Genomic DNA, 14,683 nt, shown 5'->3' with positions numbered 1-14,683 from the left:
TCGACCGTGGAAATGAAAAAATGGTGCAAGCCTCAGCGCCTGCGGCTTGCACCATCTGTCGGGTGACGCTTACAGCCGGTTACTGGCCGTAGATGTCGAAGTTGAAGTACTTGTCCTGGATCTGCTTGTACTTGCCGTTGGCGCGGATGGCGGCGATGGCAGCGTTGAGCTTGTCCAGGTCGGCCTTGTCACCCTTGCGCACGGCGATGCCGACGCCGTCACCGAAGTACTTGACGTCGGTGAACGATGGGCCGGCGAAGGCGTAGCCCTTGCCGGCGTCGGTGTTCAGGAAGCCGTCCTGCAGCAGGGTGGCGTCAGCCAGGGTACCGTCCAGGCGGCCAGCGGTCACGTCCAGGTAGATCTCGTTCTGGGAACCGTAAGGCACCACTTCCACGCCCTTGGGCGCCAGCACTTCGCGGGCGAAACGCTCATGGATGGACCCGCGCTGCACGCCGATCTTCTTGCCTTTGAGCTCATCCAGGCTGTCGCTGACGGCGGTGCCGTCCTTCATGACCAGGCGAGCCGGGGTCAGGTAGTAGCGGTTGGTGAAGTCAACCGACTTCTTGCGGTCTTCGGTGATGGACATGGACGACAGGATGGCGTCGATCTTGCGCACCTTCAGCGCCGGGATCAGGCCGTCGAATTCCTGCTCGACCCACTGGCACTTGACCTTCATCTCTTCGCACAGGGCGTTGCCGATGTCGTAGTCGAAACCGACGATGCTGCCATCGGCGGCCTTGGAAGCGAATGGCGGGTAGGCCGCTTCGATACCGATCTTGAAAGGCTTCTCGTCGGCGAACGACGACAGCGACAGCACGGACAGCGCCAGGGCGCCAAGAAGTACGAGTTTCTTCATCTCAGGACTCCATCGGTAAAGGGCAATAAATGGCAGAGTGAGCAGGAGCCCAATATGCGAATGGGTACAACCTAGATAGCGGCGCACGGCACGGGAGCATGGCTCGTCGAGCGGCGGGCGAGTGACCGGCATTTTAGCGACAGCCCCGAAGCCGATATTTCTTCAATGCGACAACTAGTTACAGATGCACAGAGAACACGACCCGAGATTATTGACAGCCTTCAGCGTTTATGCAAAGGCAAATGACAGGGAACCGATCTATCAAGCAAATTGCGCGCCTATTATTCGCAAAGCCTTGTAATCCGGCAACCCTGGCGTGGGTGTTTGTTTTTTCATGAGGCTTTTTCGCACCGGTTTGTGGCGTTTCGCCTCCTTTTGGCGCGGCCGCAGGTGACAGACGGTAACATCGATATATCCCCGGGATGGTGCCTGCCCGCCCCACGAAAACAAAACCCCGCCGAAGCGGGGCCTTGTCTACGCGGGCAGCCTCACGCCGCCTTCATGCCCTTGTGGGTATCGATCAAGTGCTGCACCACCCCCGGGTCAGCCAGGGTGGAGATATCACCCAGGGCGTCATACTCACCGGTGGCGATTTTGCGCAGGATGCGCCGCATGATCTTGCCCGACCGGGTCTTGGGCAGCCCTGGCGCCCACTGGATGACATCCGGCGAAGCGATCGGGCCGATTTCCTTGCGCACCCAGTTTTTCAGCTCCTGGCGCAGGGTTTCGCTGGCTTCCACCCCACCGTTGAGCGTGACATACACGTAGATGCCCTGCCCCTTGATATCGTGCGGCACGCCCACCACCGCCGCCTCGGCGACCTTGGGATGGGCGACCATGGCGCTTTCGATCTCGGCGGTGCCCATGCGGTGCCCGGACACGTTGAGTACGTCGTCCACGCGGCCAGTGATCCAGTAGTAGCCATCCTCGTCGCGGCGGGCACCGTCACCGGTGAAGTACATGCCTCGGAAAGTCTTGAAATAGGTATCGACGAACCGGTCGTGGTCGCCGTACAAGCTGCGCGACTGTCCTGGCCAGGAGTCGAGAATCACCAGGTTACCCTCGGCGGCGCCGTCGATCAGGTTGCCCAGGTTGTCCACCAGGCCCGGCACCACGCCAAAGAACGGCTTACTGGCCGAGCCCGGCTTGAGCGCGGTGGCGCCGGGCAGCGGGCTGATCAGCACGCCGCCGGTTTCGGTCTGCCACCAGGTGTCGACGATGGGGCAGCGTTGCTTGCCCACGGTGTCGTAATACCAGCCCCAGGCCTCGGGGTTGATCGGCTCGCCCACCGAACCCAGCAGGCGCAGGCTGGAGCCGTCGGCCCCTTCCACCGCAGCAGTGCCCTCGGCCATCATCGCGCGGATGGCGGTAGGCGCGGTGTAGAGGATATTGACCTTGTGCTTGTCAATGATTTTCGACACGCGGGTAATGTCCGGGTAGTTCGGCACGCCTTCGAACAGCAGCGTGGTGGCGCCGTTGGCCAGCGGGCCGTAGACGATGTAGCTGTGGCCGGTGACCCAGCCCACGTCGGCGGTGCACCAGTAGACTTCGCCCGGGCGGTAGTCGAACACGCGCTCATGGGTCAGGGCCGCGTACACCAGGTAACCGCCCGTGGTGTGCAGCACGCCCTTGGGCTTGCCGGTGGAACCGGAGGTATAGAGGATGAACAGCGCTTCCTCGGCGCCCATCTCCTTCGGCGCGCAGGTGCTGGACGCCACGTCCAGCAGCGTGTGGTACCAGATATCGCGGTGGCGGTTCCACTCGATCTCGCCGCCGGTGCGCTTGCACACGATGACCTTCTGCACGCTGCTGGTTTCAGGGTTGGTCAGGGCGCGGTCGACGTTGGCCTTGAGCGCGGTCTTCTTGCCGCCGCGCAGGCCTTCGTCGGCGGTGATCACTACCTTGGAGCTGCAGTCGATGATACGGCCCGCCAATGCTTCCGGTGAAAAGCCGCCGAACACCACCGAGTGGATGGCTCCGATGCGGGTACAGGCCAACATGGCGACCACGGCTTCGGGAATCATCGGCATGTAGATGGTGACCACGTCACCGCGGTGCACATCCTGGCCGCGCAAGGCGTTGGCGAACTTGCAGACTTCTTCATGCAGTTCGCGGTAGGTGATGTTGCGATGCTCGGAGGGGTCGTCGCCTTCCCAGATGATCGCGATCTGGTCGCCGCGTTCGGCCAGGTGCCGGTCCAGGCAGTTGTAGGAGACGTTCAGAGTGCCGTCGGCGAACCACTTGATGTCCACGTGGTGGTCATCGAAAGAGGTCTGCTTGACCTTGGTGAAGGGCTTGATCCAGTCCAGGCGCTGGGCCTGCTCGCGCCAGAAGCCGTCCGGGTTGACGACCGACTGCTGGTACATGGCCTTGTAGGTCGCTTCATCGGTCAGCGTGGTGGCTGCCACCTCGGGACGAACGGGATACAGGGACGCCGCACTCATCTTTCTTACCTCGGGAGCTGTAGTTGTTTTTGTATGACCCGTTTGTAAGGCTATCTGCTGACAGAGGCCATACGACGTTGGTCGCACGCGCAGCAGCCATTAGCTGCCGTCGCCTCCGTCGAAGGTCGGCCATTGTTACAGGATTGGATAAAACTGTTTATCAAAAGTCTGGCTGTTTACCCTGAGCCTATCGCCCTAGAATTCACCTCGCCAACCGGCACTGCGATTAACACTGGCAACAGCCCCCACGAAGGCACGTTAATCCGACACTTACTTTCCCGAGCAACACACGCAGCCCCACAAGGATTGCGTGCCCCCTGACGACCGCAAAAGGTAAACTTTAAAATGAAAGCTTTGATTGTCTTGGCCCTGAGTACTTTCTCGCTGGCGGCCATGGCCGATGAAGTTTCAAGCACTGCCGATACTCAAGTTCCCGTGGAACACTATACTTACTCGCAACACCTGGATATTGCCAAGGTGCTCGACACCAGCGAAATCCCGAATGTCTGTGAAGTGGTTCCAGCCCGCATGACCTACCTGGACTCCACTGGCCAGAAACACATTCTCGAATACCGCGTGATGGGTAACGGCTGCTCCAACGGCTGACCGAGAATGCTTGCGGCGCCTCTTGGAACTGTACAAGAGGCTCGCCGTCAATTCGCACATTCCCTTCAAGCAATACCCGGCGAATTAAACGCCTAATTATGCCTCAGGCGCCTTGCCTACTTCATGTTCCCGCAACTTGTTGGCGACCGTGGTGTGCGATACACCCAGGCGTTTTGCCAATAAGCGACTGCTGGGATGTTCGCGGTATAACCGTTCCAATACCGCCTTTTCAAACCGCCCGACAATAGCCTGCAAACTTCCCTCCAGCGAAAACTCGCCAAAAGGTTCGCGCACGCCATAATCCGGCAGGCGTATATGTTCCGGCTTGACCACCCCGCCCTCGCATAACGACACCGCCTGAAACAATACGTTTTCCAGCTGCCGCACATTGCCCGGCCAGCGATAGCGCGCCAGCTTGTCCATGGCCGCGGGTGCCAGGCGCGGCAGCGGGCAGCCAATCTGCCGGCTGGCCTGGTCCAGGAAGTGGTCCACCAGCGGGCCGAGGCCATCCATGCACTCGCGCAACGGCGGAATGTGCAGGGACAGCACATTCAGACGGTGATACAGGTCCTGACGAAACTCGCCCCGCGCGCACAATTCCGAGAGATCCACCTGGGTGGCGCAGATGACCCGAACATCCAGGTACACCTCTTCGTCGCTGCCTACCCGGCGGAAACAACCGTCTTGCAGGAAGCGCAACAGTTTGGCCTGCAGGCGCGGGCTCATTTCGCCTACTCCATCGAGGAACAGCGTGCCGCCCGCAGTCAATTCCAGCAGCCCCAGCTTGCCTTCGGCCCGGGCGCCTTCGAAGGCCCCCGGGCCATAGCCGAACAGCTCGGTCTCGGCCATGGACTCCGGCAGCCCGGCGCAATTGAGCGCCATCAACGGCGCCTGCCCGCGCGGGCTGGCCAGGTGACAGGCGCGGGCCAGCAGCTCCTTGCCGGTGCCCGTCTCGCCCTCGATCAGCAACGGGGCATCCAGTGGCGCCATGCGCCGCGCCTCGCGCACTACCGCCGCCATCACTCGGGAGCTCTGGAAGATGCTGTCGAAGCCCCGCAGCTCCTGCTTGCGCACATGGTAGATGCGTTCACCGATACGGTCGGCGCGGTGCAGCGTCAACACGGCGCCCGCCAGCGCCTCGCTGTCATCGTGCTCGGATTGCAGCGGTGCGATGTCGGCCAGGAAGATATCGCCGCGCACTTTCACCCGCAGGCCGTTGATGCGCGACTTGTTATCACGCACCAATTGCGGCAGGTCGAAGTCCTCGGCGTAGTTGGACAACGGCATGCCTGGCACCTCATCCACCCGCACGCCCAGCAACTGGGCGGCGGCACGGTTGGCGGCGACGATGGAACCAGCCATGTCGATGGACAGCACCGGGAATTCGAGTGCCCCCAACAGCGCATTGAGTTCCATGTGCCGGCGTTCGCTGGGCATCAACCCCACACGCTTGACGCCAAAAACCCCGGCAATGGCCTCGAATTTGGGGCGCAGCGCCTGGAACTGCAGGTTGATCAGGTTGGGGCAGTGCAGGTAGATCGCGTTGCCATGCTCGCCGCCCACCTCTCCCCGGGCCACGTTGATACCGTATTCCACCAGCAGGTTGAGGATGTCGCGCAGGATACCGATACGGTTCTGGCAATGGACTTTGATGCGCATGGGCAGGCTCGGGCTGTGGGTTATCTGGAGGAATCGCAAAATAATCGTAAAGATTATCTGACAGACACACACGCTTTCCAGCCGTAGACCCTGGAATAATCGCCATTTGTAAGCATTATTTTACAGCCATCCAACGCCGCCCCCCTCCCGTGCGCTGTCTTCCCTGATGCAAATCTCCCCGCCACCCCCTATCAATAAAGGCACCCATAACAATAAAAGAACCACTGGAGAGCTGTATGACGCAGACCCACTACGTGGCCCGCGAACCCGATGGCCAGGGCTTCATCGACTACCCCGACAGCGAGCACGAGGTCTGGCACACCTTAGTCAGCCGCCAGCTCAAGCTGCTCGAAGGCCGCGCCTGCCAGCCGTACATGGACGGCATCGAGCAACTGGCCTTGCCCCACCATCGCATTCCGCAACTGGCCGACATCAACCGGGTGCTGGAGCGCACCACCGGCTGGCAAGTGGCCAGGGTGCCAGCGCTGATCCCCTTCCAGACCTTCTTCGAACTGCTGGCCAGCAAGCGCTTCCCCGTGGCGACCTTCATTCGCACGCCAGAGGAACTGGACTACCTGCAAGAGCCCGACATCTTTCACGAAATATTCGGCCATTGCCCACTGCTGACCAACCCCTGGTTCGCCGAATTCACCCACACCTACGGCAAACTCGGCCTGGCGGCCAGCAAACAGGAACGCGTGTACCTGGCGCGCCTATACTGGATGACCATCGAATTCGGTCTGGTAGAGACGCCAGAGGGCCGGCGTATTTACGGTGGCGGCATTCTGTCCTCGCCAAAGGAAACCCTCTACAGCTTGTCGGACAGCCCTGAGCATCAGGCCTTCGACCCGCTGGAATGCATGCGCACGCCCTACCGTATCGACATTCTGCAACCGCTGTATTTCGTGCTCCCGGATCTCAAGCGCCTGTTTGACCTGGCCCACCAGGACATCATGGCCCTGGTACGAACTGCCATGGAACTGGGGCTTCACTCCCCTAAATTTCCGCCCAAGGCGGCCTGAATCCTCTTTACTACAAGGACACGCACCATGAACTCACTGAATCAGGCCCATTGCGAAGCCTGCCGCGCCGATGCTCCCCAGGTCAGCGATGAAGAACTGCCGGTGCTGCTCAAGCAAATCCCGGACTGGAACATCGAAGTGCGCGACAGCGTCATGCAGTTGGAAAAGGTCTACCTGTTCAAGAATTTCAAATATGCTCTGGCCTTTACCAACGCCGTCGGCGAGATTGCCGAGGCCGAAGGCCACCACCCGGGCCTGCTGACCGAATGGGGCAAAGTCACCGTGACCTGGTGGAGCCATTCCATCAAGGGCCTGCACCGTAACGATTTCATCATGGCCGCCCGCACCGACGATGTCAGCCAGGGGGCCGAGGGGCGCAAATAATGCACTTCAGCGCGATCCAGCGGATACCCGGCGATTCGATCCTCAGCCTGATGGAGGCCTACGCCAAGGACCCCAACCCCGCCAAGTTCGACCTGGGGGTGGGCGTGTACAAGGACGCCAGCGGCCTGACCCCGGTACTGGCGGCGGTCAAGCAGGCCGAGCGCTACCTGCTGGACCACCAGGCCAGCAAAACCTATGTCAGCGGGCATGGCGACGCGCGCTTCGGTCAACTGCTCAGCGAACTGGTGCTGGGCAAGGATTCGCCCTTGCTCAACCAGCAGCGTGCTGGCGCTACCCAGACGCCGGGCGGCACGGGCGCGCTGCGCCTGGCCGGCGAGTTCATTCGCCACTGCCTGCCCGGCCGCGGGATCTGGCTGAGTGACCCGACCTGGCCGATACACGAGAGCATCTTCGCCGAGGTGGGGCTCAAGGTCGGGCACTACCCGTACGTGGGCGACGATAACCGCCTTCACGTGGAGGCCATGCTGCAGGCGCTGGAAAACATCCCTCGGGGCGATGTACTGCTGCTGCATGCCTGCTGCCACAACCCCACGGGTTTCGACCTGCACCACGAGGACTGGCAACGCGTGCTGGATTTGGTCAAGCGCCGTGACTTGTTGCCCTTGATCGACTTTGCCTACCAAGGCTTTGGCGATGGCCTGGAGGAAGACGCCTGGGGCGTGCGCCTGTTCGCGCGCGAGCTGCCGGAATTGCTGATCACCAGTTCCTGCTCGAAGAATTTCGGCTTGTATCGCGAACGCACCGGCGCACTGATTGCCTGCACCGATGACCATGAGAAGCTGCTGGACGTGCGCAGCCAACTGGCTGGCCTGGCACGCAACCTGTGGTCCACGCCGCCGGACCATGGCGCCGCCGTGGTGGCCACCATTCTCGGCACCCCGGACCTCAAGAGCCTGTGGGCCGATGAGGTCGAGCAAATGCGCTCGCGCATCGCCCAGTTGCGCGCCGGCCTGGTGGAAGCGCTAGAGCCCCATGGGCTGGCCGCGCGCTTTGCCCACATCGGCGAACAGCGTGGGATGTTTTCCTACACCGGGCTCAGCCCGGACCAGGTGGATCGCCTGCGCGACGAGCATAGCGTGTACATGGTGCGCTCAGGCCGCGCCAACGTCGCCGGCATCGACGCCAGCCGCCTGGATGAATTGGCCAAGGCCATCGCCAGGGTCTGCTGAAAATCCGGGCTGCTTCCTGCCCCCTTGGGGGGCCAGGGCAGCCCTGAATGTCCATGAACCTGGATGAAAATGTCGTCATGGAGCGACCAATGGCCGCATTGGCACTCAGCTTGTCACATCCAGTCATGTATTCTGTGCCGGCTTTCAATAGCACGCGCTATCCAGCGCCACCCTCAACCAGCCTTTTCGAGGAGCGATGACGATGCACGAAATCCCTAACCTGCCCTTCCCGAGCCTGCACCAACCCGAGCAGCCTCAACCCCCGCAATCGGCCAGCCAAGGCCCGGAAAACGAGGCCGAAGAAGCCTCGGGCGCTGACCGCGACGAGTAAGCGCTGTAAGCTGGCGGTGAATCCTACGGCGGCACGGCCGCGTGACTTCACCGCCACAAGCGTTCGAGGACGTAACCCATGCAAGACAGCTTCAACGATGAACAGGCCGCGCAGGTGATCGACACCGCGCAACAGATGATCGACATCTGGAACCGCCTCCCTGCGCAAAAACAGTCCGCCCTGCTGCAACGCTTCGGCACCCAGGAGAACGCCCTGGCCGCCCTGGTTGCCACTCGGCTGCTGGCGAAGCCCTGAGCCGCATACCACCGCGCTTCAAGCGTGCAACTTGAAGCTTGCAGCTTGAGACTTTAAGCTGCCCTTGCGCACCTATCCCTCCTGGAATACCCAATGCCCACGAACCCGCGACCGCTGGCGGTCACGTTGCAAGTCGTTTCCATCGTCCTGTTTACCTTTATCGGCTACCTCAACATCGGCATTCCCCTGGCCGTGCTGCCTGGCTTCGTGCACAACGGCCTGGGATTCAACGCGGTTATCGCCGGCCTGGTGATCAGTGTGCAGTACCTGGCCACCCTGCTGAGCCGCCCGCATTCAAGCCGGATCATCGATAACCATGGCAGCAAGAAAGCGGTGATCTACGGCCTGTTCGGCTGTGGTTTGAGCGGGGTGTTCATGTTGATCGCCGCCTTCACCCACAACCTGCCCATGGTCAGCCTGGTCAGCCTGTTCATCGGACGCCTGGTGCTAGGCAGCGCCGAGAGCCTGGTAGGGTCGGGGTCCATCGGCTGGGGTATCGGTCGGGTAGGCTCGCAGCACACCGCCAAGGTCATTTCCTGGAACGGCATCGCCAGCTACGGCGCCCTGGCCATCGGCGCCCCGGCCGGCGTCTTGCTGGTACAGCACTTGGGGCTGTGGGCCATGGGCGTGAGCATCCTGCTGCTGGCGGCGCTGGGCCTGGCGCTGGCCTGGAACAAGACGCCTGCGCCGGTGGTGGCGGGCGAGCGCATGCCGTTCATGCATGTACTGGGCAAGGTACTGCCCCACGGCACCGGCCTGGCGCTGGGCGGTATCGGCTTCGGCACCATCGCCACGTTCATCACCCTGTATTACGCCAGCCACAACTGGGGCAATGCGGCGTTGTCACTGAGCCTGTTCGGCGCGAGCTTCATCGGCGCGCGGTTGATCTTCGGCAACCTGATCAACCGCATCGGCGGTTTCCGCGTGGCCATCGGCTGCATGACGGTGGAATCCCTGGGGCTGTTGCTGCTATGGCTGGCCCCCAGCGCCGAACTGGCCTTGGCCGGCGCGGCCCTGAGCGGCTTTGGCTTTTCGCTGGTGTTTCCGGCCCTGGGCGTGGAGGCGGTGAACCTGGTGCCAGCCTCGAGCCGCGGCGCGGCGGTGGGCGCCTACTCGCTATTCGTCGACCTGTCACTGGGCATCACCGGGCCGCTGGCCGGCGCCATCGCGGCGGGCTTCGGTTTCAGCTCGATCTTCCTGTTCGCCGCCATCGCCTCGTTCCTGGGCCTGTCGCTGAGCCTGTACCTGTACCGCCAGACACTCAACCAGCCCCGCCACCCGGACGCGGCGCTTTAAAAGTCGACCTTGCCGCGGCCGGCCTTGATGGCACCGCGCTTGGTCTTGCCTTCCAGCCGACGAGTCCTGGACCCCAGGGTCGGCTTGGTGGGCCGACGCTTCTTCTCCACCTTCGCGGCATTGACGATCAGTTCCCGCAGGCGCTCCAGGGCGTCGGCGCGGTTCTGTTCCTGAGTGCGGTATTGCTGAGCCTTGATGACGATCACGCCATCACTGGTGATACGGCTGTCACGCAGCGCCAGCAGGCGTTCCTTGTAGAACGGTGGCAATGACGAGGCGTTGATATCGAAGCGCAGGTGCACCGCGCTGGACACCTTGTTGACGTTCTGCCCGCCAGCGCCTTGGGCGCGAATGGCGCTCAGCTCGATCTCGGCATCGGGCAGATGGACGTTATTGGAGATTTCCAGCATGGGCATGATTCAAGAGAGGAAAAGCGAGGACGGTAGCAGCTGAGGCAAGCTGCCGTCAAAACAGCGCCGCGTACCAGCGAACCTGTCCGCGTCACACTCGACGCGGCCAGGTCCGCTGCTACGCGGCAAGAGTGCCGATCAACCCTTTTGCAGGGTCAGGGCAGCGCGGCGGTTACGGGCCAGGTAGGCCAGGTACATGCCCACCACCCACACCGGAATGGCGTACACCGAGACGTTGATGCCAGGGATCATCAACATGATGCCGAGGATGAACACCACGAACGCCAGGCAGAGGTAATTGCCCCACGGGTACCACAGCGACCGGAACGACGACACGCGGCCATTGCGCACCTGGTGCTGGCGGAACTTGAGGTGGGAGAAGCTGATCATCGCCCAGTTGATGACCAGGGTGGCCACCACCAGCGACATCAGCAATTCCAGGGCGTCATGGGGCATCAGGTAGTTCAGCACCACCGCCACCAGCGTCACCGCCGCCGACACCAGGATGGCCCGCACCGGCACCCCGCGCTTGTCCACCTTGGCCAGGGCTGCCGGGGCGTCGCCCTGTTCGGCCATGCCCAGCAGCATGCGGCTGTTGCAGTAGGTACCGCTGTTGTACACCGACAGCGCCGCGGTCAGTACCACGAAATTGAGAATGTGCGCCGCGGTGTTGCTGCCCAGCATCGAGAACACTTGCACGAAGGGGCTACCGCTGTAGGCATCGCCGGCGCTGTCGAGGGTCTGCAACAGGCCGTCCCATGGGGTCAGCGACAGCAGCACGACCAGCGCGCCGATGTAGAAAATCAGGATGCGGTAGATCACCTGATTGATCGCCTTGGGGATTACGGTCTTGGGCTGGTCGGCTTCGGCAGCGGTGAAACCGAGCATTTCCAGGCCGCCGAAGGAGAACATGATGATCGCCAGGGCCATGACCAGGCCCTTCACTCCATTGGGGAAAAAGCCGCCGTGGTCCCACAGGTTGCTGACCGACGCCTGCGGGCCGCCATGGCCGCTGACCAGCAGGTAGCTGCCCAGGGCGATCATGCCGACGATGGCCAGCACCTTGATGATGGCGAACCAGAACTCGGCTTCGCCGAAGACCTTCACGTTGGCCAGGTTGATGGCGTTGATCATCACGAAGAAGACGGCCGCCGAGACCCAGGTGGGCACGTCGGGCCACCAGTAATGGACGTACTTGCCCACCGCGGTGAGTTCGGACATGCCCACCAGGATGTACAGCACCCAGCAGTTCCAGCCCGACAGAAAGCCTGCGAAGCCGCCCCAGTACTGGTGGGCAAAGTGGCTGAAGGAACCGGCCACTGGCTCTTCCACGATCATTTCGCCCAGCTGGCGCATGATCATGAAGGCAATGAAACCGCAGATGGCATAGCCGAGGATCATCGATGGCCCGGCGGACTTGAGCACGCCGGCCGAGCCGAGGAACAGCCCCGTGCCGATGGCGCCGCCCAGGGCGATCAATTGGATGTGTCGATTTTTCAGGCCGCGCTTTAGCTGGCCGGATGAGTTCTGTGCACTCATGAAGTTGGTCACCTGGTTGTTTTTATCTGTGACGAAACGGGCCCGCTCCACTTTTGGCGGAACGGCAGAAATGCGCGCGGTAACGGCAGGCTGCCACAGTAAAGGGCGCGCATTGTACACGCCGTGCATGGGAGCGCGAGGGGGAACCGCTGACAAGAGGGCAAAAAGCCGATGAATGTTACAATTTAGTGCATGCCTGGCAATATTTCTTTACATCGCGACCCTGACGGACAGCTTCAATCTTGCCAAGGCCCCGCAAAACCTGTGGAAGCTTGCCCACTGGCGAGCTATTAACAGCGGCGTCGATCGTAAAGATATATTTACACCCTGCAACGCAAGTTTTCCACCCAGCAGAATGCAAAACGCCAGCCCGGAGGCTGGCGTTTGCGTTTCAAGCGTACGGGTTACTCAGGCTTGGGCTTGCGACGGGTCACCGGCGCACGCTTGTCCGCGGCAGGGCCACGGCGCTTGCTGTCGTCCGACAGTTTCAGGCCGGGGCGCTGGGCACCTGGCTTGGCCGGCCGCTTGTTCATGTCGCTTGGGCGCTCGGCCACGGCCGAACCACGGCCGTCCTTGCGCGCCGGGGCTTCACCGCGGCGCGGCGCCGGGGCATCGCCACGAGGCTTGCGCGCCGGACGCTCGCCTTCTTCCACGCGCGGGGCACGGGCCGGACGCTCGGCGGCGGCCGGGGCACCGTCGTGGGCCGGGCGCAGGGTGCGCACGCGTTCGCCACGGCCCAGCGGGCGCGAGGACTTGCGCTGCAGGCGCTCCATCTTGTCCTTGCTCTTGGCGTTCATGGCCGGCATGGCCACCGCGGTCAGGCCGACTTCGGCGCTGAGCACGTCCACTTCGTGCTGGCTCAGTTCGCGCCAGCGGCCCATGGGCAGGTCGGAGTTGAGGAACACCGGACCAAAACGCACGCGCTTCAGGCGGCTGACCACCAGGCCCTGGGATTCCCACAGGCGACGGACTTCACGGTTGCGGCCTTCCATCACCACGCAGTGGTACCAATGGTTGAAGCCTTCGCCACCCGGGGCCATCTGGATGTCGGTGAAACGCGCCGGGCCGTCTTCCAGGATCACGCCGTTCTTGAGGCGCAGCAGCATGTCATCGTCGACTTCACCGCGCACGCGCACGGCGTACTCGCGGTCCATCTCGTAGGACGGGTGCATCAGGCGGTTGGCCAGCTCACCGTCGGTGGTGAACATCAACAGCCCGGTGGTGTTGATGTCCAGGCGGCCGATGTTGATCCAGCGGCCTTCGCGCGGGCGCGGCAGGCGGTCGAATACGGTCGGGCGGCCTTCCGGGTCGTCGCGGGTGCAGATCTCGCCATCCGGCTTGTTGTAGATGATCACGCGGCGCACGGTTTCCGAGGCTTCTTCGCGCTTGATCACCTTGCCGTCGACGCTGATGGCGTCGTGCAGGTCGACGCGCTGGCCGAGGGTGGCGTTGACGCCATTGACCTTGATGCGGCCTTCGCCGATCCAGGCTTCCACGTCGCGGCGCGAACCCACGCCGATGCGGGCCAGTACTTTCTGCAGTTTTTCGCCGGCGGGGCCCATTTCCTGGACCTCTGGCTTGTCGTGTTCAGTCATCGTTTAGCACCTCCCGGTGTGTGATGTGGGGCGTTCATGTCGCCCGAAGGGTCGCGAATCATACGCCCATGCGCGCCGTTGCGCACCTGAGACTAGTAGATATTTTCCCGGTCACTTCTTTTTCCGTCGGCCGGTGGCCGCCAGTGCCAGCAGGCGCAGGTGCGATTCGGCCAGCACCTGGCGCCGCTCGCCCTTGTCCATCTTCTTCCAGCCCTTGATCTCGCGCTTGCTGCGCCCGCAACCGACGCACACATCGTCATCGAACTTGCACACACCGATACACGGATCCTTGCTGCTCATGGGGCCTCACTCGTGGTGGCGGTCGGGGGCTTCGTCCTCCCCTTCCTCGTCCAGCGGCGTGTCGAGGAGCAGATCGTCGAAGTCTGTCTTGAGACCTTGCTCCATGGTGTCCAGTTCGGCCAGCAGGGTATGGAAGCTGGTTTCCTCCTTCGGCGCCTCGTCCTCGCCCGCCGGAGCGCTGGCGTCGGCCAGGGCCTGCAGGTGCGCGGGCACCGGCGCGTCGTCCAGGTCCTCGACCACCGGCTCTGGCTCGATCTCGCGCAGTTCGGCCAGCGGTGGCAGGCTGTCCAGGTTCTTCAGGTTGAAATGGTCGAGGAAGGCCTTGGTGGTGGCGAACATCGCCGGCCGGCCCGGCACTTCGCGGTAACCGACCACGCGAATCCACTCGCGCTCCAGCAGGGTCTTGGTGATGTTGCTGTTCACCGCCACGCCGCGCACGTCTTCGATCTCGCCACGGGTGATGGGCTGGCGGTAGGCGATCAACGCCAGGGTTTCCAGCAAGGCGCGCGAGTAACGCTGGGGCCGCTCTTCCCACAGCCGGCCCACCCAGGGCGCGAATTTCTCGCGGATCTGCAAACGGTAGCCAGACGCCACCTCCACCAGCTCGAATGAACGGCTGTCGCAGGACTTGCGTAGCAGCTCCAGGGCTTTCTTGAAGACCGCAGGTTCCGGCCGCTCGGCTTCTTCGAAGAGCTCGTACAGGCGCTCCAGGGACTGGGGCTTGCCCGAGGCGAGCAGGAAGGCTTCGAGCAACGAGGCCAGGTCGCGGGGTTCGGTCAGGTTCATCTATCGACTC

At 62.6% G+C, this 14,683-nt stretch carries 14 protein-coding genes and 1 pseudogene; 7 read left to right on the top strand and 8 right to left on the bottom strand.

The annotated features are described in order from the left end of the window. Positions 1–79: 79 nt before the first annotated feature. Both HWQ56_RS07055 and acs read right to left on the bottom strand, forming a co-directional pair. Complete coding sequence (locus tag HWQ56_RS07055; RefSeq protein ID WP_158156454.1) at positions 80–856, bottom strand: ABC transporter substrate-binding protein; 777 nt, start codon at positions 854–856, stop codon at positions 80–82. A gap of 488 nt (positions 857–1,344) precedes the next feature. Continuing rightward, positions 1,345–3,300, bottom strand: a complete 1,956-nt coding sequence (acs, locus tag HWQ56_RS07050) for an acetate--CoA ligase (protein WP_176570106.1) — start codon at positions 3,298–3,300, stop codon at positions 1,345–1,347. A 345-nt stretch (positions 3,301–3,645) separates the two neighbouring features. On the opposite strand from acs, the gene HWQ56_RS07045 reads away from it, so the two are divergent. Continuing rightward, the gene (locus HWQ56_RS07045) at positions 3,646–3,906 is read left to right on the top strand and encodes a DUF2790 domain-containing protein (RefSeq protein ID WP_158156450.1); all 261 of its coding nucleotides are present in this window, start codon (positions 3,646–3,648) and stop codon (positions 3,904–3,906) included. Positions 3,907–4,002: 96 nt separating this feature from the next. Here HWQ56_RS07045 and HWQ56_RS07040 read toward each other — a convergent pair whose 3' ends face one another. Continuing rightward, complete coding sequence (locus HWQ56_RS07040) at positions 4,003–5,565, bottom strand: sigma-54-dependent transcriptional regulator (RefSeq protein ID WP_158156448.1); 1,563 nt, start codon at positions 5,563–5,565, stop codon at positions 4,003–4,005. Positions 5,566–5,801: 236 nt separating this feature from the next. Here HWQ56_RS07040 and phhA point away from each other — a divergent pair, with 236 nt between their 5' ends. The 6 genes from phhA to HWQ56_RS07015 all read left to right on the top strand — a co-directional run bounded on the left by phhA (position 5,802) and on the right by HWQ56_RS07015 (position 10,043). Then, positions 5,802–6,587: a phenylalanine 4-monooxygenase gene (gene phhA, locus HWQ56_RS07035; protein WP_176570105.1), complete on the top strand. Its 786-nt coding sequence runs from the start codon at positions 5,802–5,804 to the stop codon at positions 6,585–6,587. 27 nt (positions 6,588–6,614) lie between these two features. After that, positions 6,615–6,971 carry a 4a-hydroxytetrahydrobiopterin dehydratase gene (locus HWQ56_RS07030; RefSeq protein WP_158156444.1) on the top strand — a complete coding sequence of 119 codons (357 nt, stop codon included), beginning with the start codon at positions 6,615–6,617 and terminating at the stop codon, positions 6,969–6,971. Then, positions 6,971–8,161 (top strand): amino acid aminotransferase, encoded by a 1,191-nt coding sequence (locus tag HWQ56_RS07025; RefSeq protein ID WP_176570104.1) that lies wholly within the window; start codon positions 6,971–6,973, stop codon positions 8,159–8,161. Before HWQ56_RS07030 ends, HWQ56_RS07025 begins: the two co-directional genes overlap by 1 nt. A 202-nt stretch (positions 8,162–8,363) precedes the next feature. Then, positions 8,364–8,492: a hypothetical protein gene (locus HWQ56_RS29220; RefSeq protein WP_267903682.1), complete on the top strand. Its 129-nt coding sequence runs from the start codon at positions 8,364–8,366 to the stop codon at positions 8,490–8,492. Positions 8,493–8,570: 78 nt separating this feature from the next. Continuing rightward, a complete protein-coding gene (locus HWQ56_RS07020; protein WP_176570103.1) occupies positions 8,571–8,747 on the top strand; it encodes a hypothetical protein in 177 nt (58 codons plus the stop codon). Between the two features lie 93 nt (positions 8,748–8,840). After that, on the top strand, positions 8,841–10,043 hold the full coding sequence (locus HWQ56_RS07015; protein WP_158156440.1) for an MFS transporter: 1,203 nt from the start codon (positions 8,841–8,843) through the stop codon (positions 10,041–10,043). Here HWQ56_RS07015 and arfB read toward each other — a convergent pair. From arfB to scpB, 5 genes and pseudogenes are all read right to left on the bottom strand, one after another. Then, positions 10,040–10,453 carry an alternative ribosome rescue aminoacyl-tRNA hydrolase ArfB gene (arfB, locus tag HWQ56_RS07010; protein ID WP_176570102.1) on the bottom strand — a complete coding sequence of 138 codons (414 nt, stop codon included), beginning with the start codon at positions 10,451–10,453 and terminating at the stop codon, positions 10,040–10,042. The two genes, HWQ56_RS07015 and arfB, sit on opposite strands and share 4 nt — an antisense overlap. Positions 10,454–10,591: 138 nt before the next feature. Beyond that, positions 10,592–11,992, bottom strand: a complete 1,401-nt coding sequence (locus HWQ56_RS07005) for an amino acid permease (RefSeq protein ID WP_158156436.1) — start codon at positions 11,990–11,992, stop codon at positions 10,592–10,594. A gap of 404 nt (positions 11,993–12,396) precedes the next feature. After that, positions 12,397–13,587: a 23S rRNA pseudouridine(2605) synthase RluB gene (gene rluB, locus HWQ56_RS07000; protein WP_176570101.1), complete on the bottom strand. Its 1,191-nt coding sequence runs from the start codon at positions 13,585–13,587 to the stop codon at positions 12,397–12,399. Between the two features lie 111 nt (positions 13,588–13,698). After that, the gene (locus HWQ56_RS06995; protein WP_158156432.1) at positions 13,699–13,887 is read right to left on the bottom strand and encodes a DUF1289 domain-containing protein; all 189 of its coding nucleotides are present in this window, start codon (positions 13,885–13,887) and stop codon (positions 13,699–13,701) included. A 30-nt stretch (positions 13,888–13,917) separates the two neighbouring features. Continuing rightward, positions 13,918–14,673 (bottom strand): annotated as a pseudogene (gene scpB / locus HWQ56_RS06990) (SMC-Scp complex subunit ScpB); the annotation flags it as partial. Positions 14,674–14,683: the final 10 nt, after the last annotated feature.

The organism is Pseudomonas eucalypticola (assembly GCF_013374995.1).
In the GTDB taxonomy this organism is placed as follows: Bacteria; Pseudomonadota; Gammaproteobacteria; order Pseudomonadales; family Pseudomonadaceae; genus Aquipseudomonas; species Aquipseudomonas eucalypticola.
This window is presented reverse-complemented; position numbering and strand designations above follow the sequence as displayed.